The 22,340-nt window shown below is 69.5% G+C and carries 15 protein-coding genes, 4 tRNA genes and 1 other RNA gene; 9 read left to right on the top strand and 11 right to left on the bottom strand.

Annotated features, from left to right (window positions below; translation table 11 throughout):
* Window positions 1-101 precede the first annotated feature (101 nt).
* The 3 genes from OHB00_RS24630 to OHB00_RS24620 all read right to left on the bottom strand — a co-directional run bounded on the left by OHB00_RS24630 (window position 102) and on the right by OHB00_RS24620 (window position 5,209).
* Window positions 102-2,678, bottom strand: coding sequence for a DEAD/DEAH box helicase (locus OHB00_RS24630; RefSeq protein WP_406437626.1), 2,577 nt, complete (start codon window positions 2,676-2,678; stop codon window positions 102-104).
* The gene (locus tag OHB00_RS24625; RefSeq protein WP_406437625.1) at window positions 2,678-4,777 is read right to left on the bottom strand and encodes a site-specific DNA-methyltransferase; all 2,100 of its coding nucleotides are present in this window, start codon (window positions 4,775-4,777) and stop codon (window positions 2,678-2,680) included. The genes OHB00_RS24630 and OHB00_RS24625 overlap by 1 nt, the downstream gene beginning before the upstream one ends.
* Window positions 4,778-5,124: 347 nt before the next feature.
* Window positions 5,125-5,209 (bottom strand) — tRNA-Ser (locus tag OHB00_RS24620).
* A 72-nt stretch (window positions 5,210-5,281) separates the two neighbouring features.
* Here OHB00_RS24620 and ffs point away from each other — a divergent pair.
* From ffs to OHB00_RS24590, 6 genes are all read left to right on the top strand, one after another.
* Window positions 5,282-5,380: signal recognition particle sRNA small type (ffs, locus tag OHB00_RS24615), an RNA gene on the top strand.
* A 45-nt stretch (window positions 5,381-5,425) separates the two neighbouring features.
* On the top strand, window positions 5,426-7,618 hold the full coding sequence (locus tag OHB00_RS24610) for a DNA polymerase III subunit gamma and tau (RefSeq protein ID WP_406437623.1): 2,193 nt from the start codon (window positions 5,426-5,428) through the stop codon (window positions 7,616-7,618).
* A gap of 358 nt (window positions 7,619-7,976) precedes the next feature.
* Complete coding sequence (purD, locus tag OHB00_RS24605; RefSeq protein ID WP_406437622.1) at window positions 7,977-9,233, top strand: phosphoribosylamine--glycine ligase; 1,257 nt, start codon at window positions 7,977-7,979, stop codon at window positions 9,231-9,233.
* Window positions 9,234-9,509: 276 nt separating this feature from the next.
* Window positions 9,510-11,309 carry a hypothetical protein gene (locus tag OHB00_RS24600; protein ID WP_406437620.1) on the top strand — a complete coding sequence of 600 codons (1,800 nt, stop codon included), beginning with the start codon at window positions 9,510-9,512 and terminating at the stop codon, window positions 11,307-11,309.
* 342 nt (window positions 11,310-11,651) lie between these two features.
* Entirely contained in the window at window positions 11,652-13,148 is a 1,497-nt protein-coding gene (locus OHB00_RS24595; protein WP_406437618.1) for a N,N-dimethylformamidase beta subunit family domain-containing protein, read from the top strand.
* A 92-nt stretch (window positions 13,149-13,240) separates the two neighbouring features.
* A complete protein-coding gene (locus OHB00_RS24590) occupies window positions 13,241-14,140 on the top strand; it encodes a phosphoribosylaminoimidazolesuccinocarboxamide synthase (protein WP_406437616.1) in 900 nt (299 codons plus the stop codon).
* Window positions 14,141-14,242: 102 nt separating this feature from the next.
* Here the strand turns inward: OHB00_RS24590 and OHB00_RS24585 are convergent.
* From OHB00_RS24585 to OHB00_RS24550, 8 genes are all read right to left on the bottom strand, one after another.
* Window positions 14,243-14,315, bottom strand: a tRNA-Gly gene (locus tag OHB00_RS24585).
* Window positions 14,316-14,337: 22 nt separating this feature from the next.
* Window positions 14,338-14,952, bottom strand: coding sequence for a response regulator (locus OHB00_RS24580; protein ID WP_406437614.1), 615 nt, complete (start codon window positions 14,950-14,952; stop codon window positions 14,338-14,340).
* Window positions 14,949-16,190 (bottom strand): sensor histidine kinase, encoded by a 1,242-nt coding sequence (locus OHB00_RS24575; protein ID WP_406437612.1) that lies wholly within the window; start codon window positions 16,188-16,190, stop codon window positions 14,949-14,951. The genes OHB00_RS24580 and OHB00_RS24575 overlap by 4 nt, the downstream gene beginning before the upstream one ends.
* Window positions 16,191-16,207: 17 nt before the next feature.
* Window positions 16,208-17,038: an ABC transporter permease gene (locus OHB00_RS24570; protein ID WP_406437610.1), complete on the bottom strand. Its 831-nt coding sequence runs from the start codon at window positions 17,036-17,038 to the stop codon at window positions 16,208-16,210.
* Window positions 17,035-17,964, bottom strand: a complete 930-nt coding sequence (locus OHB00_RS24565; protein WP_406437608.1) for an ABC transporter ATP-binding protein — start codon at window positions 17,962-17,964, stop codon at window positions 17,035-17,037. Before OHB00_RS24565 ends, OHB00_RS24570 begins: the two co-directional genes overlap by 4 nt.
* A gap of 156 nt (window positions 17,965-18,120) precedes the next feature.
* Window positions 18,121-18,196 (bottom strand) — tRNA-Gly (locus tag OHB00_RS24560).
* 80 nt (window positions 18,197-18,276) lie between these two features.
* Window positions 18,277-18,348 (bottom strand) — tRNA-Gly (locus OHB00_RS24555).
* Window positions 18,349-18,483: 135 nt separating this feature from the next.
* Window positions 18,484-18,801, bottom strand: coding sequence for an Lsr2 family protein (locus OHB00_RS24550; protein ID WP_181803544.1), 318 nt, complete (start codon window positions 18,799-18,801; stop codon window positions 18,484-18,486).
* A gap of 326 nt (window positions 18,802-19,127) precedes the next feature.
* On the opposite strand from OHB00_RS24550, the gene purS reads away from it, so the two are divergent.
* The 3 genes from purS to purL are packed head-to-tail and all read left to right on the top strand — an operon-like array spanning window position 19,128 to window position 22,323.
* Complete coding sequence (gene purS, locus OHB00_RS24545; protein WP_007383088.1) at window positions 19,128-19,391, top strand: phosphoribosylformylglycinamidine synthase subunit PurS; 264 nt, start codon at window positions 19,128-19,130, stop codon at window positions 19,389-19,391.
* A complete protein-coding gene (purQ, locus tag OHB00_RS24540; RefSeq protein ID WP_406437605.1) occupies window positions 19,388-20,068 on the top strand; it encodes a phosphoribosylformylglycinamidine synthase subunit PurQ in 681 nt (226 codons plus the stop codon). Before purS ends, purQ begins: the two co-directional genes overlap by 4 nt.
* The gene (purL, locus tag OHB00_RS24535; RefSeq protein ID WP_406437604.1) at window positions 20,065-22,323 is read left to right on the top strand and encodes a phosphoribosylformylglycinamidine synthase subunit PurL; all 2,259 of its coding nucleotides are present in this window, start codon (window positions 20,065-20,067) and stop codon (window positions 22,321-22,323) included. Before purQ ends, purL begins: the two co-directional genes overlap by 4 nt.
* Window positions 22,324-22,340: the final 17 nt, after the last annotated feature.

The following is a 22,340-nucleotide window of genomic DNA, read 5'->3' as shown; positions in this document are numbered from 1 at the left end:
GGTTCTCTGCGTGGCCCACGACGTGGGCCACGCAGAGAATTGCAGAACTTTCGCCTGTTGCAGTCCGACCAGTTGCAATTCGACCAGCGGAACCAGACCCGCTACTGGCCGAACCCCTTCAGGTGTTCCCAGGATCCCTGAGCGTCTTCAACATCTCGCTCGCTGGCGAGGAGATAGTTCCAAGTGATATCCGCGATCTCTGGTGACGAATTTGCTGTGTTGACCCACTTCTTGGCTGCTTGGCGCTTAGACCTCACTTCAGAAATGGTCATGTCCTTGTCTGCTTTCGTCTCCACGAGCCAGCCGAAGCGCTTCCCATCCACTTCTTCTATGACGACGAAGTCCGGATTGTATTGACGCCCGTCCGAATTCCAGGTGATCGGCACATCGTTGATGTGCAAGCGTGCCCAAACTACGACTGTTTGGCCGCTATCAATAGCGTTGGCGGCCTTGAACTCTGGCGAAGTATCAAACCATGCGTGGCTGTATAGATTCTTAGTCCAGCCATTGAATGCCACGGCTTTGTCGAATGAACCATCGGCGTGTCCCGAGTCCTTGCGCTTGCGCGCCAGTCGAGTTTTGTCGAGAGCTACTAGCTTTACCTCATCAGAGTAGGTGACCTGAGTCGGGCTGAATTTTCGGAGAGTGTTGCTGACTTCTGTAGCGAGGCGCTGTCCGCACAGCTCACCAAAGGCTGAGAGATGTTCCTCGGCCTCCGGTCCCATCGCTTCGATGAGGCAGTCAACGATCCGCTCTGCTGCCCCGATTTCTGCCGGACGATTAGGCACACCCTTGACAGAAATCACGCGACGGATGAGCCCTCTCCGGGACTCTTCGAGTGGGATGTCAAGTGGAAGTGCAGCCTTTATCGCGTCGCTTGCCGTCGCGGTGCGCACCTCCGCTGTGCGCCAGTTGTGACTGGCCGTAAGCTTGGTTCGTCTCAATTCATCAGAGTGATCCGCAGCGAGGGCGCGGCCGAGTCGCTTGAATGGCCCGTAGTCTTCTGGGTTGATGTCGTTGAGGCTTACCACGGCAGGTTGAGGAACCGAGACCAACCGTGGAATCAGGATAGGTTCCCGATCCGGCAACGGGTCGTACTGATCGGTGGCTGAGGTCTTCTTCGCGGATTCCTGTGCCTCTCGTGTGCGGGTCTCCATGTCCACGATCCCGCTAGTTGGGTTGGATCCGTCCGATGCAGTTGGCCCCTCAGAGGGGTTCGACGCTTCTGCAGAGGGCTTTGCTGCACCAGGAGATGACCCCTCCTCGGCGACTTGCCCACTGCCTGCCGCGGCTTGCTGTTCGCTTGTGGGCTCCCCGATGACCGTTGCTTCTGTCTCGGTCGTCTTCTGGCGGACAACCTGACTGCCGTCGGCGAGTTGGCGGAGCTCAGCGTACGTGCCGTAGTCGATGAAAGCCTCGTTGAGGACTTTCCTCTTACTCAGCAACTCGCTGTACTTTTCGTGGGCCAGAACTTCGAGGGTGTCGAGGATTTCGGTCCGAGTGTACTTGCCGAACGGAAGGCGCATACCACGGCCAAGTGTCTGCTCAGTCATGACTTCGGAGACCGAGGCGCGCATGGAGGCGATCACGTAGACGTTTTTGACGTCCCAGCCTTCCTTGAGCATCCCGACACTGATGATGATCCGGACAGGCGAATCAGAGTCCTCCACAGCCTGGAGATCGGAGAGCGCCTTCTCTTTGGCCTCACCGGTCAACTTTGAGTGGATCAGCAGGGTTGTCCCGACCCACTGGCCCCCATCAAAAGTCATCGAGTCAAGGACGGCCTGAAATTCTTCGGCTTCCTCGATGTTCTGGGCGATGACGAGCATTACGGGGTTCACACGGCTCAGGCCGTTCTCGTCACAGTAGGCATCGGCCGACTGAGCCTTGTACCGCAGCAAGTTGACTCCGTCGAGCAATTTGGTCTCAATGTCAGACCGATCGTCGCGGCGGGCCACCATCACGGGGGTTTTCACAAGTTCGTCTGCGATTGCGGCAGCCAGCGGGTAACGGAACGCCACCAGAGACTCGTCTGCTCGTACAGGGGTAGCGGTCATTCCGACTACGAGCTCGGGCTTCAGGTCGTGGATGGTGCGGGAGAACGCTGGCCCTCGGTAGCAGTGGTGCTCGTCTGCCAAGATGACGAGGTCGCTTAGCCGCGCGAGGTGGTCGAAGAAAGACATGCCGAGGTTTTCGGTCGGCACGTGTGTAGCGCGGCCCTCGCCTGTGGCCGACGTCAGTGCCTGAACGGTGAAGATGTAGAGCTTTGTTATGGCCGGGTCATCGATCGCGATTCGCGTGGACTGTGCGTCGAAATTGTCCGCCGTGACGACGTACGGGTTGGACCGCATCAAATGCCGCAGCGACTTCGAGTTGCCGGGGGTGAAATTGAGAATCGACTTGTCGCGGATCGTCCGTCCGGGTGCCAGTAGCAGAAAGTTCCGCACCGGCTCCTCGGCGCCGGCCAAGTACTCAATCAGGCCGGCCATCACGTACGTCTTCCCTACGCCGGTGGCCGAGTCCACGATGCACTCATAGGGCTCGGTCTGTTCCTGCACGTCGTAGTGGTCGGAGGTACGGAGGATCACCGACTCGATGGCCTTGCGGTTCGGCTCGCGCAGGTCGAGGCGGTGGGCGACCTCATTGAGGAGGTCAGGCTGGAATCGCAATTCGCCCATCAGGCGCTCTCCCTTTCGGTCGTTGCCGCAACGGCGGTCTCGGTCGGTTCGTCTGTGGCTTGTGAGGGCAGCGTCGAGCGGCCGGCGCCAAACGGGGACACGCGGGCCGACTTACGCCGGTAGTTGTCGAGCACCTTGTCGGGGATGAGCTCCAGGCGGCATCCCCGTCGGGCTTTCTTCAACGCCTCGGCGGCGCCGTCCTGGATCTGGGTCGCCCACACCTCGACCACCTCGTCCTCGGCGAGCCTGTCGAGGATGGACGCCACGGTGCCCGTGCCGACCATGCCGTCGATGACGACGTATCGGGTGCGGCCCTGCTTACCCGCGAAGATGCTGTCCGGCTCGTAGGGGACGGACAGCTGGGCGCACATAGCCTCGGTCAGGGCGCCCTGGGCGGCCCAGTCAGCCAGGAGGACCAGCCCCGCCATCTCGACGAACATGGACTCGCCGACTTGGAGGTGGGTGAAGCTTCCACCTCCGTGCCAATTCTGATTTGTGACGTCCTTGGTTCTGGTGGCTGCCCTGAGGGTCTTGATCGTGGAGGCGTCGAGGTCCGTTCCGATGGCCTTGGTCACCTTATTGAGAAGCCGGTTGAACTCCTGAGCCTCCTCGGGAGGCATCCCAGTCGGCAGACCGCCCTCGTCATCCTCGTCGTCATCCACCGCTGCGACCCGCTCGGTGATGGTGGTGATGCCCCCTGGGTCCTGTCCGTTAACGACCTTGGCGAGTCGAGGCAGTGTGTATCGGGCCACGGTGTCGGCCAGCAGCTCGCTGGTCACCCATCGGCGCCCCATCTTTTGGGCGACGGCTGCGGTGGTACCTGAGCCTGCGAAACAGTCCAGGACGATGTCGCCGGGTTTGGAGGCGATGTGGATGATGCGGGCCAACAGGGCTTCTGGCTTCGGCGTCGCGAACGGATGCTCGTCCGGGAAGAGGTTCTTGATTTCGATCTTCCCGCGCAGGTTCCCTCCGACTTCACTTCCCAGCCAGAGCGTCTCAGGCACGCGGCCGTTGTCCTCTAGGTGCTTCTTACGCTGGATCCGTTCCCGAAGCCCGAGCATGACGATGTCGGGCCAGTGCCCGGCGTCGTAGCGGGCTTGGGCGAGCTTGGCGGCGTCCTCGATGGGTACCGACAGCATGATCGCGGGTACGCCAGTCTTGACCTTCTCTGCTGTTGTCCCGCAGATGCGTGCGCGCTCCGCCTCATCGCCGATATCCCGCAGTTCGTAGGGCGCGTACTCCGACATCTGTTCCAGCATCCAGGACTGCGCCTTCCCCCAGCAGCGGCCCGCAGTCGGATACATCAGCCCCCCGGTGACAGGGTGCTGGATGGCATAGACCATCGGATGGTTGGTCGCCGCCTTACCGGCGGTCGCATCTCCATCACGCCACGGCACCGGGTCTCCATCACGCGACTGGTAGCGGCTCGTGTTCGAGGCCGCGAGCCTGCGCATCCTGTTTGGGACCCACGACTCGGACTTGCGATAGACCAGGATCGTGTCCTGCGATGTTGAAAGAAGCCTTGTGTCGTTTCGGGGAGAGTCCGCCTTCTGCCAGGCCACCTCGGCGACGAAGTTGCTCTCGCCCAGTTCTTCATCGAGGACAACGCGGCACCGATGCGACTCCATGTGGTCAAGGTGTACCCACACGGATCCGTCGTCCGAGAGCAGCGGCCTGATCTGGCGGATACGGTCACGTAGGAGCGTGAGCCAGATCGAGTGCTGGATGTTGTCCTCGTAGTTGGCAAACGCCTGTCCCGTGTTGAACGGCGGGTCGATGTAGACCAACTTGACCCGGCCCAGGTACTTCTCGGAGTAGGCGGGGATCTTGGCCAGCGCGTCCAGCGCATGCATCGCGTCGCCTGTGATGAGGAGATTGCCGTTGGTTGGCTCCGGTAGATCCTCCGGGCGCTCCGCCGGTGTCGGTGCCTCGATTCGATCTACCTCGTGTAGGAGCCGGACTTCGGAGACGCGGTAGTCCGACGGATCCACGAAGGTGTAGTCGTACTTGCCGTCCCCGGTCGACAGAAGCGTTTTGTCTTTGTCGGTCCAGGTCAGTTCGAGGCGACCCTGGTGTCGGGGCGTCGAGTTCGAGGCCATGCGGCAATCCCTTGCGATGCGGAGATAACGGTGTCCATCCTGTCGGAATCCCGACAGCCAGGGCGGGGAACCGGCGAGATGATCCACGACGCGGATCCAGCGGTCGGGGCATTGATGTACGAGACGTAGGGCTCCGTCGGCATCGTGTCCCCCTCTCTAGTGCCGCGTGCGGACCCGTGGCCGGGTGCGATGGTGATGGATGCAGCTCGATCATGGAGATGCGCAGAGTCTCCGGGTCGTCCGCGACTTGCGGTGTCGGGCAACTGCAACCAAAACTGCAACCACGGAACGCCGAAGGTCCCGGCCGCTGAGCGGCCGGGACCTTCGTTTGCCCAGGTGGGCGGCTGCGGAGGATACGAGATTCGAACTCGTGAGGGGTTGCCCCCAACACGCTTTCCAAGCGTGCGCCCTAGGCCTCTAGGCGAATCCTCCGGTGGGAACATTACATGACCGAGCGGAGTGCTCGCGAACTCGTTCCCACCCGCTGACGTCGGGTACTCTGTGTGGAGCCCCTCACGCGGCGCTATCTGACTGAACTCCCCCAGGGCCGGAAGGCAGCAAGGGTAGGTCGGCTCTGGCGGGTGCGTGGGGGGCGCTTGCGTTTGCGGGCGGGGCTGGTTGTCAGTGGGCGCCTATAACCTCGTAGGTGTGTCGTCTCTCGCGCTGTACCGCCGCTATCGCCCGGAGTCATTCGCCGAGGTCATCGGGCAGGAGCATGTCACCGACCCGCTGCAGCAGGCGCTGCGGAACAACCGGGTCAATCACGCGTACCTGTTCAGCGGGCCGCGTGGCTGCGGGAAGACGACCAGTGCGCGGATCCTGGCCCGGTGCCTGAACTGCGAGCAGGGGCCCACTCCGACTCCGTGCGGTGAGTGCCAGTCCTGCCAGGACCTGGCGCGCAACGGGCCGGGTTCCATCGACGTCATCGAGATCGACGCGGCCTCTCACGGTGGTGTGGACGACGCCCGTGAGCTGCGCGAGAAGGCCTTCTTCGGGCCCGCCTCCAGCCGCTACAAGATCTACATCATCGACGAGGCCCACATGGTCACGTCGGCCGGCTTCAACGCGCTGCTCAAGGTGGTCGAGGAGCCGCCGGAGCATCTCAAGTTCATCTTCGCCACGACCGAACCCGAGAAGGTCATCGGGACCATCCGGTCGCGGACCCATCACTACCCGTTCCGGCTGGTGCCGCCGGGGACTCTGCGGGACTACCTCGGCGAGGTCTGCGGCAAGGAGGAGATCCCCGTCGAGGAGGGCGTGCTGCCGCTCGTCGTGCGGGCCGGCGCCGGATCCGTGCGTGACTCCATGTCCGTCATGGACCAGCTCCTCGCCGGGGCCGGTGCCGAGGGTGTGACGTATGCCATGGCCACCTCTCTGCTCGGGTACACGGACGGATCGCTGCTCGACTCCGTCGTCGAAGCTTTCGCGACGGGGGACGGCGCCGCCGCCTTCGAGGTCGTCGACCGGATCATCGAGGGGGGCAACGACCCGCGCCGCTTCGTCGCCGACCTGCTGGAGCGGCTGCGGGACCTGGTGATCCTCGCCGCCGTCCCGGACGCCGCCGAGAAGGGGCTGTTCGACGCCCCCGCCGACGTCCTCGAGCGGATGCAGGCCCAGGCCGGCACCTTCGGGGCCGCCGAGCTCAGCCGCGCCGCCGACCTCGTCAACGAGGGCCTGACGGAGATGCGCGGCGCCACCTCCCCGCGCCTCCAGCTGGAGCTGATCTGCGCCCGCGTGCTGCTGCCGGCGGCGTACGGCGACGAGCGGTCCATGATGGCCCGCCTCGACCGGCTGGAGCGGGGCGTCAGCTTCTCGGGCGGGGGCGGTGCGCCCGCCATGGGGTACGTCCCCGGTCCGGAGGCACACATGCCGGCGCCCCCGGCTCCTGCGCAGCAGGCGGGCGGTCCGGCCGCGGCCCGGGCGGCTGTACGAGGGGGAGTGGCACCGGCCCCGGAGCCGTCGGCGTCGGCGCCGACTCCGGCTGCGGCTGCGGCAGCCGCGCCCACGCCGCCTCCGGCCACACCGCCCGCCGCCCCCGCCTCTGCCGCTTCCGCGCCCGGTGCCTGGCCGACGGCCACCCCCGCGGGTGGCGGTACCCGGCGCCCCGGTGGCTGGCCGACGGCCACGGGCGCGCCGACGGCCCAGCAGGCCCCGGCGGCCCCGGCGGCCCCGGCAGGGCAGCCGGCCCCGGCCCCGGTCGTGACTGCCGCTCCAGCTCCCGCTCCCGTTCCGGCCGCCTCCGGTGGTCTCGACCCGCGTGTGCTGTGGCCGAACATCCTGGAAGCGGTCAAGAACCGCCGTCGCTTCACCTGGATCCTGCTCAGCCAGAACGCCCAGGTCGCCGGTTTCGACGGCACCACCCTCCAGCTCGGCTTCGTCAACGCCGGCGCCCGTGACAACTTCGCCGGCAGCGGGAGCGAGGAGGTGCTGCGGCAGGCGCTGGGCGAGCAGTTCGGCGTGCAGTGGCGGGTCGAGGCGATCGTCGACCCGACGGGCGGCGGTGGCGCGGCTCCGCCGCCGAGCGCCGGGTACGGCGGCGGGCAGTCCGGCGGCTACGGCGCGCCCGCGGCGTCCGGGTACGGCAGCGCCGCCCCGGCGTCCCCGGCCCGCCCCGCGCCCACCCAGCAGGTCCCGTCGGCGGCCCCGGCCCAGAGCCCGCCGCGGCCCACCCCGACGGCACCGGCCCCCGCCCTCGCCGCCCCCGAACCGCCCCCGGTCGCCCCCGAGGACGACATCCCGGAGGAGGACGACCCCGACCTCGACGAGTCGGCCCTCTCCGGCCACGAACTGATCGTGAAGGAACTGGGGGCGACGGTGGTGGAGGAGTTCCAGAACGAGTGACACGTGGCGCCCTCGGAGGCCCGGGGGCGGCTTGTCGGGTGGCTGCGGGCCGGGGTTGCCCGCGCAGTTCCCCGCGCCCCTGGGTTTCTCAGCGCACCCGGAGCCGGAGAGCGAAGGCCCCTCGACCTCCCAGCCGTCCTACGCCCCCGGCGTCTGAGGACGAGGGCCGACTGCTGAGGACGTAGTCCGACCGCATCTCCCACCAGCCCGTCCGGCGTTTGAGGGCGAGGTTGTTCAGGACGGGGCGGGGGTTTGGGGGCGGTGGCCCCAAGGGCGGCCGTCTCAGCAGGCGGCCATTCCTCAGCCCCGGCCCCCTTGGAGGAACCTCCAGTCGGCCCATCCGGCTACGCTGGCCCCCGTGAAGGTCCTCGTCATCGGCAGCGGCGCCCGCGAACACGCCCTGTGCCGCTCTCTGTCCCTCGATCCCGACGTCACCGCGCTGCACTGCGCCCCCGGCAACGCCGGCATCGCCGAGGTGGCCGAGCCGCACCAGGTCGATGCCCTGGACGGCGCGGCCGTCACCGCGCTGGCCCGGGAGATCGACGCCGACCTCGTGGTCGTCGGCCCGGAGGCCCCCCTCGTCGCCGGGGTCGCCGACGCCGTGCGCGAGGCGGGCATCCCGGTCTTCGGTCCCTCCGGGGAGGCCGCGCGGATCGAGGGGTCCAAGGCGTTCGCCAAGGACGTGATGGCGGGGGCCGGAGTGCCCACCGCCCGCTCGTACGTATGCACAAACGCGGAGGAGGTCGCCGAGGCGCTGGACGCCTTCGGCGCGCCGTACGTCGTCAAGGACGACGGCCTCGCCGCCGGCAAGGGCGTCGTCGTCACGGACGACCTGGACGCCGCCAAGGCGCACGCCGCCGCCTGCGAGCGCGTCGTCATCGAGGAGTTCCTGGACGGCCCCGAGGTCTCCCTCTTCGCGATCACCGACGGCGAGACGGTCCTCCCGCTCCAGCCCGCGCAGGACTTCAAGCGCGCCCTGAACGGGGACGAGGGCCCGAACACCGGCGGCATGGGGGCCTACTCCCCGCTGCCCTGGGCCGACCCCAAGCTCGTCGACGAGGTCCTGGAGACCGTCCTGCAGCCGACCGTCGACGAGATGCGGCGCCGCGGCACCCCGTTCTCCGGTCTCCTCTACGCCGGCCTCGCGATCACCTCGCGCGGCGTGCGGGTCATCGAGTTCAACGCCCGCTTCGGCGACCCGGAGACCCAGGTGGTCCTCGCCCGCCTGAAGACCCCGCTGGCCGGTGTCCTGCTGGCCGCAGCGAACGGCACCCTCGGTGATCTCCCGCCGCTGCGCTGGAACGACGACGCGGCCGTCACCGTCGTCGTCGCCTCGCACAACTACCCGGACACCCCGCGCACCGGCGACCCCATCACCGGCCTCGACGAGATCGCCGCCGTGGACGCGCCGCACGCCTACGTCCTGCACGCGGGGACCAAGCGCGTCGGCGACGACGTGGTCAGCGCCGGCGGCCGGGTCCTCTCCGTCACGGCGACCGGCGAGGACCTGACCCAGGCCCGGGAGCGGGCGTACACGGCGGTGGCCCGGATCGGCCTCGACGGCTCCCAGCACCGCACGGACATCGCCGCCAGGGCGGCGGCCGAGGAGGCCTGACGCCGGTCCCCGCAGACCCGTTCCTGATCAGGCCCCGGACCCTCAAATCCGGGGCCTGATCATTGCTGTCTGTCGATCACCTCTGACCAAGGCCATTCCATCGAGTGACCGATGCCCCATCCGGCTGACGGGGGCCGAGGCCCCAACTATGGTGCGGCGCAGGCGTTCCGGCACTTGGCCCACCGGCATTGCGATGTCAGTCGTGGGTGCCACAGTGGGGGAGTGAGCAACAGCCAGGACAGGCCGAGGACAGCAGGGAGGGGGTGAGGTCCGGACGTGACCAGTACCGGTATCGGCGCGGAGGCGGGAGCGCAGGCGGCGCGTACCCGGGCGCTCGCCGTGCTGCGCATCCGCGGCCGGGCCCTGGCCGTGGCCCTGCTCCCCGCCGCGGCCACGGTGATCCTGCTGACCGGCGGTTCCACCGGTCACTTCGTCGGACACGGCTGGGACACTGCCCGCTGGATCGTCGGCGCCCTCGCCGTGCTCGTGCTGCTGGCCGCCGCCGGCATCGCCCTGGTCGTGGCCCGCGCCCGGCCGGCCGTGAGCCCCACGGTCCCGATCCCGGAGGAGTCCGCTCCGGACCTGTACCGGATGATGCGCGACCTTGCCGACCGCCTCGACGTGCCGGTGCCCTCCGCCATAGCGCTCACCCCGGACTGCGACAGCTGGCTGGAGGACCGCACGCACCCGGCGCACGGCCCGCCCGCGCCCAAGGGCGGCGACGAGCTCGGCACTTTGGGCCCGCACCGCCGCACCCCGGCCGCCCCCGTCCTCGTCATCGGGTCCCCGTTCCTGTGGTGGATGCGCGTCGGCGAGCTCCGCGCGGTGCTCGCCCCGGTCGTCGCCGGTACGGGACCCTCGGCGCAACCTGACATAGCCGCCGCCCGCCGTTTCGTGCGGGGCCTGGACGCGGCGGTGGGCGTCTCCGCGACGCCCGCCCGATGTCCCGGCACCCGCCTGGTCTGCGCGGGCATCGGATGGGTGGCGCGGCTGCTGCTGCGCGGCTGCCGGGAGCACGCGGCGCTGATGGAGCGCGGGGTCGCGGCCGCGGCCGCCGAGCGGGCCCAGGCCGTGGACTACGGGCTGCGGATCGTCGCCCAGGAACAGGTCGGCCTCGCGTATGCCGGCTGGGACCGCCTGCTCACCCGGGTCGCGCTGCCCGCCTGGCGGATGGGCCGCTGGCCCTCCCGGCTGGACGCGGGCGTGGTCGCGGCCCTCACCGAGCTGTCCCGGCGTGACCGGCTCGCCGAGGGCTTCGCCTCCCGGCTGGGCGAGCGGCCCGCCTGCGACCTGCTGGAGGAGCCGGGGCTGGTGGACGAGGCCGCCTCGCTGCTCGCCGCCCGCCTCTTCCACGGCGGCCCCGCCGAGCCCGGCCCGGCCTGGTCGCCGGTGGCCTGGCAGGAGTATCCGGACGAGGTGGTCGACCGCACCTGGCGCACCGAGGCGGCCCGCCTGCACCGCGTCCTGGACGCCCTCGGGGTCCGCGCCACCCTGGATCCCGCCGCCCCCGATCCGGGCGGCCCCACCCTGGCCCGCGTCCTGGACCACCTGACCGACCCGTCCGCCGCCGGCAGGCGCCCGCGCCTTCCCGCGTACGACGAGGACTCCCGCACCCCCGGCTGTGACGAGGAAGCCGGCGAGCCCACCGGCACCGAGCGCAGCACCGCCCTCGCCGTCGGTCTCACCGCGGCCCTCGCCCGTGAGGAGCACGCGGGAGCGACCGGCATCGCGCCCCCCGGCGGCCCCGCCCCCGCCGGTCAGGGTGCCCCAGGCCCCGGCAGCCCCCTCTGGGACGACGGCGCACTGCCCCTCTTCCCCCTCCAGCCCCCGCGCACCGCTCGCGAACTCCTCGCCGACCACGTCACGGCGATGGTGTGCTGCGCGGCCGTGGACACCGCCGGAGCCACCCCCGGCCTGGACTGGCTCGACGGTCCGTCCCTGCTGGTCGGCGGCGAACGGGCCGTCGACCTGACGCCCAGAGTCCTCAGCCTCATCGAGGAGGGAGATCCGGCCCCGCTGCGGGCCTGGCTGGTCGAGTCCGGAATACGTCCCGAGAAACCGGTCCGGCTGGTCTGACCTCGGCGTCTCGGCGCTTTGGCGGAGCAAAGCGTTCCACTTCAGGCAAATTCGCAACGAACCGTGACCGGACGCGTGCGTTATGTGATGTGCTGGGACCGTTCGCGGTTGTGGCAAGCGCATCCGACATAAGACAGACGCCACAGTCACGGCACGGCGCGGCGCCACCAGCGGGATCGGAAACGCCCGAAACCAGGCACAACGGCGCAGGGCGTCGGCATAACGGCACAGGACGCGGCACAACAGCACCAGACACCGGCACGACAGCACCAGACGCACGCTCACTTCGCACATCGGCTCGTATCAGCACACTTCACGGGGGCACGAGGGAGGGGAGCCACCATGGCATCGGACCAGATCCGCCGCTGGGAGTCGGGAGCACTCGCGCACGCCGTCACGGACCCCTTCGGCCAGGGACCCGTCCCCTGGCTGCGCGGCAGCGAGACCTACTTCGACGACACCGGTCATGTCGTCCCCTGGTACGTGGACCCCAGCCGGCCACAGCCCACCGGCGAGAACCCCCGGGTCCCCGCACCGCGCACCGCCATCGGCGGCCCGCGCTCGGCGGACGACGTGCACCGCCAGATCAAGGGATTCACCTCGACCGGCGCGGTCGCCCCGGGCGAGGCCGTCGACTTCCACATCACCGTCGACCCGCCACAGGAATTCAGCGTCGACATCTACCGCATCGGCCACTACGGCGGCGACGGCGCATCCAAGATCACCACCAGTCCCCGGCTGTCCGGCATCGTCCAGCCGCCGCCGCTGGCCGCCGACCGCACGGTCTCCTGTCACCACTGGTGGCTGTCCTGGCGGCTGCAGGTCCCGTCGTACTGGAGCGTCGGCGCGTACGTCGCGGTACTCACCACGACCGACGGCTACCGCTCCCACGTGCCCTTCACGATCCGCGACAACCACCCGGCCGACCTGCTGCTCCTGCTGCCGGACATCACCTGGCAGGCGTACAACCTCTACCCCGAGGACGGCCGCACCGGCGCCAGCCTCTACCACGCATGGGACGAGCGGGGCCGGCTGCTCGGCGAGGCCGACGCGGCGACCACCGTCTCCTTCGACCGGCCGTACGCGGGCGCCGGTCTGCCCCTGCACGTCGGCCACGCCTACGACTTCATCCGCTGGGCCGAGCGCTACGGCTACGACCTCGCCTACGCCGACGCCCGCGACCTGCACGCCGGCCGCGTCGACCCCACCCGGTACCGGGGCCTGGTCTTCCCGGGCCACGACGAGTACTGGTCGCCGCAGATGCGCCGCACGGTCGAACTGGCCCGCGACAGCGGCACCAGCCTCGTCTTCCTCTCCGCCAACACCATGTACTGGCAGGTGGAGTTGGGGCCTTCCCCGTCCGGTGTCGCGAACCGGCTGCTGACCTGCCGAAAACGCAAGGGCCCGGGAAAGCCCCTGCTCTGGCGCGAGATCGACCGGCCCGAGCAGCAGACGGTCGGCATCCAGTACGCGGGCCGGGTACCCGAGCCCCACCCCCTGATCGTGCGCAACGCGGGGCACTGGCTCTGGGAGGCCACAGGCGCCCACGAGGGCGACGAACTCCCGGGCCTCGTGGCCGGCGAGGCCGACCGCTACTTCCCGCGCACCGCGCTGCCCGAGCACGAGGAGCGCATCCTGCTCGCCCACTCCCCCTACACCGACAACGACGGCGCGCTGCGCCACCAGGAGACCTCCCTCTACCGCGCCCCCTCGGGCGCCCTGGTCTTCGCCTCCGGCACCTTCGCCTGGTCCCCGGCCCTGGACCGCCCCGGCCACATCGACCCCCGGGTCCAGCGCGCCACCGCCAACCTCCTGGACCGCATCTGCAAACACGACTGACCCGCACAGGTGTCCGCGCGGCCCCCCTGTCCGTGCGCAACCCGGCATACGGGAGAATCGAGGGCACCTGTACAGAACCACGGGGAGGAACCGTGTCCGGATTCGTCGAAAAGCCCGAGCCCGTGGAGGTCCCGGGTCTGGTGCATCTGCACACCGGCAAGGTGCGCGAGCTGTACCAGAACGAGGCGGGCGACCTCGTGATGGTGGCCAGCGACCGCATGTCCGCGTACGACTGGGTGCTGCCGACCGAGATCCCCGACAAGGGCCGGGTCCTCACCCAGCTCTCCCTGTGGTGGTTCGACAAGCTCGCCGACCTGGTCCCCCACCACGTCATCAGCACCGAGCTGCCCGCGGGCGCCCCCGCCGACTGGGCGGGTCGCACCCTGATCTGCAAGTCCCTGAAGATGCTCCCGGTCGAGTGCGTGGCCCGCGGGTACCTCACCGGCTCGGGCCTGGCCGAGTACCAGGAGTCCCGCACGGTCTGCGGCCTCGCCCTCCCCGAGGGCCTGGTCGACGGCTCCGAGCTGCCGGCCCCGATCTTCACCCCGGCCACCAAGGCCGAGGTCGGCGAACACGACGAGAACGTGTCGTACGAGGAGGTCGCCCGCCAGGTCGGCGCCGAGACCGCCGCCCAGCTGCGCCAGGCCACCCTCGCGGTCTACGGGCGGGCCCGGGACATCGCCCGGGACCGGGGGATCATCCTGGCCGACACGAAGTTCGAGTTCGGCTTCGAGAACGACACACTCGTCCTCGCCGACGAGGTCCTCACCCCGGACTCGTCCCGTTTCTGGCCGGCCGACGAGTGGCAGCCGGGCCGCGCCCAGCCGTCGTTCGACAAGCAGTACGTGCGCGACTGGCTGACCTCGGCCGAGTCCGGCTGGGACCGCAGGAGCGAGCAGCCCCCGCCGCCGCTGCCCGAGCAGGTGGTCGAGGCGACCCGCGCGAAGTACATCGAGGCGTACGAGCGGCTGACGGGCAACACCTGGTCGTGACGGAGGCGTCCCCGGGCCCCGGCCCGGGGACGCGGACGGCCCCGAAGCGGACGGCCGCGAACGCCGAAGGCCCCCGGCGGAAACCGGGGGCCTTCTCTTCTGAGCGGACGACGAGGCTCGAACTCGCGACCTCAACCTTGGCAAGGTTGCGCTCTACCAACTGAGCTACGTCCGCATGCGCCGTGGCGCGAGAGCAACTATACCCAACCTCGCTCCCGCGCGAGACGCACTGCGGCATGACGGTTCTCCGCACCGAGCTTGGTGACGGCCGAGGAGAGATAGTTCCGCACGGTCCCCGGCGACAGCGCGGCCCGCTCGGCGATCTCCGCGACCGGCGCGCCGTCGGCCGCCAGCTCCAGCACCTCGGCCTCCCGCGCGGTCAGCGGCGAGTCCCCGGCGGAGATCGCGTCGGCGGCCAACTCCGGGTCGATGTAGCGGTTTCCGGCGTGCACGGTCCGGATGATCTCCGCGAGCCGCTGCGCGCTCACCGTCTTCGGGACGAACCCCCGCACACCGGCGGCCAGGGCCCGCTTCAGATGGCCGGGCCGCCCGTGACCGGTGACGATCAGCACCTGGCAGCCGGGCAGTTCGGCACGGAGCGATGTGGCGACCCTCACACCGTCCGCGCCGGGCATCTGGAGATCGAGCACCGCGACATCGGGGCGATGCGCCCGCGCCATGGCGAGCGCCTCCGGGCCGGTGGCCGCCTCGGCGACCACGGCCAGATCGTCCTCAAGTCCGAGCAGCGCGGCCAGCGCGCCCCGGATCAGATGCTCGTCGTCCGCGAGCAACAGCCGTACCGGAGACGTCATGAAGTGACTCCGCTCACAGTCGCATCGGCCGTCGTACGACCGGAGAGCGGCACCGAGGCGACCACCCGGAACCCGTCCGCCCCGACCGGGCCCGCCTCCAGCGTCCCGTCCACCCCCGCCAGCCGCTCCCGCAGCCCGGCGAGCCCGGAGCCGCCGCCCGTGCCGCTCCCGCGCACCACGACCCCGTCGTTCTCCACCGTCAGCACCACGCGTCCCTCCCGCACCCGCAGCCCCACCGCACACCGTCCCGCGTCCCCGTGCCGCAGCACGTTGGTGGTGGCCTCCCGCATCACCCATCCGAGCGCCGACTGCACCTCGGCGGGCAGCCCGTCGGCGTCCCCGGTCACCTCGCAGGCGATCCCGGCGGCGGCCAGCACGCCCTGCGCACCGGCGAGTTCGGCCCCCAGGTCGGCGTCCCGGTATCCGCGTACGACGTCCCGTACCTCCCGCTGCGACTCCTGTGCGATCCGCTGCACCTCGATCATCTGCTCCACTGCCTCGGGCCGTTCGCGCCGGGCCAGCTGGACCGCCAGTTCGCTCTTGAGGGCGATGACGGCGAGGTTCCGGCCGAGCACGTCGTGCAGATCGCGCCCGAACCGCAGTCGTTCCTCGGCGACGGCGAGCCGGGCGCGGGTCTCGCGGGCCTCGTCGAGTTCGTAGACGGCGTTCAGCAGCCAGACGGAGAAGATCGAGGTGAAGGCGAGGAACGCACCGCCGAGGAACACCACGAACGCGGTGAACAGCGCGGTCGCCCCCGGGTAGCCGAGCGGGAAGGAGACCGCTCCGGCACCGCAGGCGAATCCCGCGACGAGCGAGAGCACGCGCTTCCGGTTGTGCACCCCGAGCGCCATGGTCCCGGCGCCGAAGGCCAGCACCCCGGTGAACACTCCACCGCCGGCGGCGTCCATGTCGGGACCGGACCCGTGCTTGCGCAGGACCAGGGCGACGACGGCGAAGACGTATGTCGCCGCGGCCAGCACCCACAGCAGCCGCACCGGCTGCTCCCGCCGGCCGCGCGTCCAGTCCAGCGCCCGGGAGGCGGCCAGCGCGCAGAGCAGCGCGTGGACGACGACCATCGCCATCAGCCGGCCCGCGACCCCGGTCGCCGCCTGCGAGAACACCGGCAGCCCGATCGCCGCGACCTCGATCACCGCGAAGAAGTGGAACGACCACCGCGTGTACGTCTCGACCTTGGCGGGTGTGGTCTTCTCCCGCCACCAGCCCCCTGCCCCGCTCATCCCGGTCCCGTCCTCGCTCAGCGCCGAGGTTCCCAGCGGAACCACCGCCGTACAGCAAACACCGCGACCACGGTCCAGGCCAGCGCGGTGAGTACCGTGCCCAGGGCCTCGTGCGCGCTCAGCTCCCCGGTCCAGCCCGCGCGGACGAGCCGCACGGCCGGGGACAGCGGGAGGAGTGCGCAGACGGCGGCGGCCCGGTGGGGCAGGACGTCCGGCGGGAGGGCGATGCCCGAGCCCAGCATGGACACGAAGACCAGGGGCAGCGCGGTGATCTGGGCGCTCTCGGTGGTCCGGGTGAAGGCCGAGGTGAGTGCGGCGAGCGCGGCACTGAGCAGCAGGCCGAGCAGGAGTCCGAGCAAGGTGAGGTACGGCGCCTTCGGCGTCCCCGCGTGGAGCAGCGTCGCGCAGCCGACGGCGAGGACGAGGGCCTGGGCCAGGCCCAGGCAGACGGCGGGCAGGGCGGTACCGGTCAGGATCTCGATGTCGTCCAGTTCGCCGGTGCGCAGCCGTTTGAGGACGAGTTCCTCGCGGCGCGACACGAACGCGCCGACCAGCGAGCTGTAGACGGCGAAGAGGAAGGAGAAGCCGATCGCGGCGGTCAGCATCAGCGTGCCGATGCCCACCCCCTTGAGATCGGCCTGGTCGATCGCCGGCCGCACGGTGACCGGCAGCGCGAGCGGTACCAGCAGGGCGGTGAGCACGGCGCTGCGGTTCCGGCCGAACAGGGTGAGCTCCGCCCCTGCCAGCGCGCGCAGCCGCGGCCAGGACCGGGCGAGGGCCCGCCGCGCGCCGCCGCCTGGCACAGCCGGACCGGCCGCCACTTCCACGCGGTTCCCCGGCCCGCTCATACCGCCGCCTCCTGCTCCCGCGCGATGCCCAGAAACGCGTCCTCCAGAGAGGCCGACCGCACGTCCAGGCCGGGCAGCTCCACCCGTGCCGCCTCGGCCCACACCAGCAGTCCGGTGGCCGCGCGCTGCAACTCCCGGGTCCGCAGCCGTACCAGGTCCCCGTCCACCTCGTGTCCGCATATCCCCAGCGGGCCGAGCGGCGGCAGGTCGCCCAGGAAGTAGCCGTGGGGGAGGCGGAAGGAGATCCGGGAGGGCTGAGCGGCGGTCACCTCGCCCGGTGTTCCGGTGGCCGCGATGCGCCCCTCGTGCAGGATCGCGAGCCGGTCGGCGAGGTCCTCGGCCTCTTCCAGGTAGTGCGTGGTGAGCAGGACGGCCGTCCCCGCGTCACGCAGCGCGCGCACCAACTCCCAGGTGTCCCGGCGCCCTTCGGCGTCGAGTCCGGTCGTCGGCTCGTCCAGGAAGAGCACCTCGGGCCGTCCGAGCAGCGCGAGTGCCAGGTCGAGGCGGCGCCGTTCGCCGCCGGAGAGCTGCCTGACCCGGACGTCCGCCCGGCCGCCGAGCCCGACGAGGCCGAGCGCCTCGGCGGTGGGCCGGGCTCCGGTCGTACAGCCGGCCCACATCCGTACCGTCTCGCGGACGGTGAGCTCGGAGGGGAAACCGCCCTCCTGGAGCATCACGCCGGTGCGCGGCCGTACGGCGGCCCGCTCGCGGTGCGGGTCGTGGCCGAATACCCGTACCCGGCCCCCGTCCGGTGGTGCGAGTCCTTCCAGCAGTTCGACCGTGGATGTCTTTCCGGCGCCGTTGGTGCCGAGCAGTGCGAAGATCTCGCCGCGGGCCACGGAGAAGGTGATTCCGCGGACCGCCTCGAACCCGCCCCCGTAGACACGTCGGAGATCTGTGACCTCAATCACGTGTTCGTAGTCCATGACTCCAGCGTCCCCGCGGCCGGGGCCCCGGAGCAGTGCGCGGTGTCATCACTCCCCATGACAAATGTCAGGGGGCTGTAGGGGACCGGAACTGCTGCAGGGGACCGGGACACACGAAAAAACCCCAGTCATATGACTGGGGTTTCCTCTGTGAGCTGGAGCGGACGACGAGGCTCGAACTCGCGACCTCAACCTTGGCAAGGTTGCGCTCTACCAACTGAGCTACGTCCGCACTGCTCCCGACCGGCTCCCACCGATCGGCGCGAGCACCAGCCTACCTGATCCACAAGCATGCTCAGGACGGCGGTGCAGAGCGGGTGACAGGAATTGCACACTGCGCCTTCCCCCTGGAAGGGGGATGTTCTGCTACTGAACTACACCCGCATGTACTCCGTGGGTTCCGGCTTTTCGGCCCGGTCCCTCGGCGTGCTCCAGACATTAGCTGATCAGCAGGGGGGTAGCGCAAGTCGGCTGCCCCCAGGGGTGGCTGACACACCCTGAGGGCAGCCGGCCGCCCTGTCACTGGGCGGCGCTGAACGCCTCGTACACCTTCTTCGGGATACGGCCGCGGGCCGGGACGTCCATCTTGTTCGCCTGTGCCCAGGCGCGGACGGCCGCCGGGTCGGGGGCGACCTCCGTCTGCTTGAACGCCTTGCCCGACTTCGACCGCTTGCGGCCGGCCACCACGTACGGCTCCAGGGCCTTGCGCAGTTGCTTGGCGTTGGCTTGATTCAGATCGATCTCGTACGACTTGCCGTCGAGTCCGAAGGCGATCGTTTCCGCCGCTTCCGAGCCGTCGATGTCGTCAAAGAGAGTGACCACGACCTTCTGCGCCACGAATATCGGTCCCTTCGTGTGGCACGTCTTTACAGCTCATCGGCGATGACGGCGATGGCGATGACGTGCCGAGTATCGGCTATTGCCAATTCATTTGTACAGTGCCTGGCAATACAAAGTGAAGCCCGACTAAATCCGTCCGCGTGTCCCGGCGCAATAGATGTCGTGGGCGAACCCGGGGAACTTTCCCAGAACTTTTCGTGTGGATCCCCCGCTGTCACCCGATCGTGATGCGGCTCACGTAGTTTCCTACAACTCTACCCGCGTAGAAATTTTGTGCGGGTAGTCTGAAGGAACCAGCTCAGCACCACACACCGGGAGTGCCAGTGGCACGCGTCGTAGTCGACGTCATGCTCAAGCCGGAGATCCTCGACCCCCAGGGCCAGGCGGTCCAGCGTGCGCTGCCGCGCCTGGGTTTCGACGGCATCTCCGATGTACGTCAGGGAAAGCGATTCGAACTGGAAGTTGACGGGCCGGTCGACGAGGCCGCGCTCGCCCGCATCCACGATCTTGCGGAATCCTTCCTCGCCAACACCGTGATCGAGGACTTCACCGTCAAGGTGGAGGAAGTCGCGGAGGCGGCGAAGTGACCGCTCGTATTGGCGTCGTCACTTTCCCGGGAAGCCTTGACGACCGTGACACCCAGCGGGCGATCCGTCTCGCGGGTGCGGAACCGGTCGCCCTCTGGCACAAGGACAAGGATCTTCACCAGGTCGACGCGGTGGTCCTGCCCGGCGGATTCTCCTACGGTGACTATCTGCGGGCCGGCGCCATCTCCCGCTTCTCGCCCGTGATGGAGACGGTCATCGAGCAGGCGAAGGCCGGGCTGCCGGTCCTCGGTATCTGCAACGGCTTCCAGATCCTCACCGAGGCGCACCTGCTCCCGGGCGGCATGCTCGGCAACGACCATCTCCACTTCATCTGCCGCGACCAGAAACTGCGGGTGGAGAACGCGGACACGGCCTGGACGGCGGACTACCGCGCGGGCCAGGAGATCCACATCCCACTGAAGAACATGGACGGCCGGTACGTCGCCGACGAGTACACGCTCGACCAGCTGGAGGCGGAGGGACGGGTGGTCTTCCGCTACCTCGACTTCAACCCCAACGGCTCGCTGCGGGACATCGCCGGCATCACCAACGGGGCCGGCAACGTCGTGGGCCTCATGCCGCACCCCGAACACGCGGTCGAGCCCCTCATCGGTTCCGGCCGCACCGACGGCCTCCCCTTCTTCACCTCGATCCTCAAGAAGCTGGTGGGCGCATGAGCCGGACGCCTCTGGACACGGTCGAGCACGCGGCCGCGACCCCCGACGTCGAGCTGCCCTGGGCCGAACTGGGCCTGAAGAAGGACGAGTACGAGCGGGTGGTGGAGATCCTCGGCCGCCGCCCGACCGGCGCCGAGCTCGCCATGTACTCGGTCATGTGGTCCGAGCACTGCTCGTACAAGTCCTCCAAGGTCCACCTCCGCCAGTTCGGCGAGAAGGCGCCCCAGTCGGACGCCCTGCTCGTCGGCATCGGCGAGAACGCGGGCGTCGTGGACGTCGGCCAGGGCTACGCGGTCACCTTCAAGGTCGAGTCGCACAACCACCCGTCGTACGTGGAGCCCTACCAGGGCGCCGCGACCGGTGTCGGCGGCATCGTCCGCGACATCATCGCGATGGGCGCGCGTCCGGTGGCCGTGGTCGACCCGCTGCGCTTCGGCGCCGCCGACCACCCCGACACCAAGCGCGTCCTGCCCGGCGTCGTCGCCGGCATCGGCGGCTACGGCAACTGCCTGGGCCTGCCGAACATCGGCGGTGAGGTCGTCTTCGACGCCTGCTACCAGGGCAACCCGCTGGTCAACGCCGGTGCCATCGGCGTCATGCGGCACGAGGACATCCACCTCGCGAAGGCCTCCGGCGCGGGCAACCAGGTCATCCTGTACGGCGCCCGGACCGGCGGCGACGGCATCGGCGGTGCGTCGATCCTGGCCTCGGAGACCTTCGACGACGCGAAGCCCTCCAAGCGCCCCGCGGTCCAGGTCGGCGACCCCTTCCAGGAGAAGCTCCTCATCGAGTGCACCCTGGAGGCCTTCCGGGAGAAGCTGGTCGTCGGCATCCAGGACCTCGGCGCGGCCGGCCTGTCCTGCGCCACCTCCGAGCTCGCCTCGAACGGCTCCGGCGGCATGACCGTCACCCTGGACGACGTCCCGCTGCGCGACTCGACCCTCTCGCCCGAGGAAATCCTCATGAGCGAGTCGCAGGAACGCATGTGCGCGGTGGTCGAGCCGGCCAAGGTCGCCCGCTTCCTGGAGATCTGCGAGAAGTGGGACGTCATCGCCACCGTCATCGGTGAGGTGACCGACGGCGACCGCCTGGAGATCTTCTGGCACGGCGAGAAGATCGTCGACGTCGACCCGCGTACGGTCGCCCACGACGGCCCGGTCTACGAGCGCCCGTACGCCCGCCCGTCCTGGCAGGACGAGCTCCAGGCGGACGACGCGAACAAGCTGCCGCGGCCGGCGACGGCGGAGGAGCTGAAGCAGCAGGTCCTGAAGCTGGTCGGCTCCCCGAACCAGGCCTCGAAGAAGTGGATCACCTCGCAGTACGACCACTTCGTGCAGGGCAACACGGTGCTGGCCCAGCCCGAGGACTCGGGCATGATCCGCATCGACGAGGCCACCGGCCTCGGCGTCGCCATCGCCACCGACGGCAACGGCCGGTACGCCAAGCTCGACCCGTACGCGGGCGCCCAGCTGGCCCTCTCGGAGGCCTACCGGAACGTGGCGACCACGGGCGCCAAGCCGCTCGCGGTCTCCGACTGCCTGAACTTCGGCTCGCCCGAGGACCCGGCGGTGATGTGGCAGTTCGCGGAGGCCATCCGCGGTCTCGCCGACGCCTGCCAGCAGCTCGGCACCCCGGTGACCGGCGGCAACGTCTCGCTCTACAACCAGACCGGCGAGGCGGCCATCCACCCGACCCCGGTGGTCGCGGTCCTCGGCGTGATCGACGACGTGGCCCGCCGCACGCCGGTCGCCTTCCAGGAGGAGGGGCAGCTGCTCTACCTCCTCGGCGACACGCGGGAGGAGTTCGGCGGCTCGGCCTGGTCCCAGGTCGTCCACGACCACCTGGGTGGCCTGCCCCCGAAGGTGGACCTGGAGCGCGAGCGCCTGCTGGCCGAGATCCTGATCTCCGCCTCCCGCGACGGCATGATCGACTCCGCGCACGACCTGTCCGACGGCGGTCTGATCCAGGCCGTGGTGGAGTCCGCGCTGCTCGGCGGCAAGGGTGCGCGCCTGGTCGTCCCGGACGGGCTCGACGCGTTCACCTTCCTCCTCTCCGAGTCGGCCGGCCGCGCGATCGTCGCGGTACCGCGCTCGGAGGAGGTCCGCTTCAACGACATGTGCGGCGCGCGGGGCCTCCCGGTGACCCGCATCGGTGTCGTGGACGGCGACGCGGTGGAGATCCAGGGCGAGTTCGCCCTCTCCCTGGCCGAACTGCGCGAGGCCCACGAGGGCACGATCGAGGCGCTGCTGGCGTAACCGGCCGAGAACGACGA

Origin of the sequence: Streptomyces sp. NBC_00631 (assembly GCF_045206895.1) — a bacterium.
Taxonomy (GTDB): domain Bacteria; phylum Actinomycetota; class Actinomycetes; order Streptomycetales; family Streptomycetaceae; genus Streptomyces.
The sequence above is the reverse complement of the archived record's forward strand: the minus strand, read 5'-3'. Positions and strand labels throughout refer to the sequence as shown.

Bases quoted from the DNA above. Each gene is read 5' to 3' on its own strand.
- OHB00_RS24570 (WP_406437610.1), bottom strand. From the start codon at position 17,038: ATGAGCGGGCCGGGGAACCGCGTGGAAGTGGCGGCCGGTCCGGCTGTG.
- OHB00_RS24565 (WP_406437608.1), bottom strand. From the start codon at position 17,964: ATGGACTACGAACACGTGATTGAGGTCACAGATCTCCGACGTGTCTAC.
- OHB00_RS24625 (WP_406437625.1), bottom strand. From the start codon at position 4,777: ATGGCCTCGAACTCGACGCCCCGACACCAGGGTCGCCTCGAACTGACC.
- OHB00_RS24630 (WP_406437626.1), bottom strand. From the start codon at position 2,678: ATGGGCGAATTGCGATTCCAGCCTGACCTCCTCAATGAGGTCGCCCAC.
- OHB00_RS24580 (WP_406437614.1), bottom strand. From the start codon at position 14,952: ATGACGTCTCCGGTACGGCTGTTGCTCGCGGACGACGAGCATCTGATC.
- OHB00_RS24595 (WP_406437618.1), top strand. From the start codon at position 11,652: ATGGCATCGGACCAGATCCGCCGCTGGGAGTCGGGAGCACTCGCGCAC.
- OHB00_RS24575 (WP_406437612.1), bottom strand. From the start codon at position 16,190: ATGAGCGGGGCAGGGGGCTGGTGGCGGGAGAAGACCACACCCGCCAAG.
- purL (WP_406437604.1), top strand. From the start codon at position 20,065: ATGAGCCGGACGCCTCTGGACACGGTCGAGCACGCGGCCGCGACCCCC.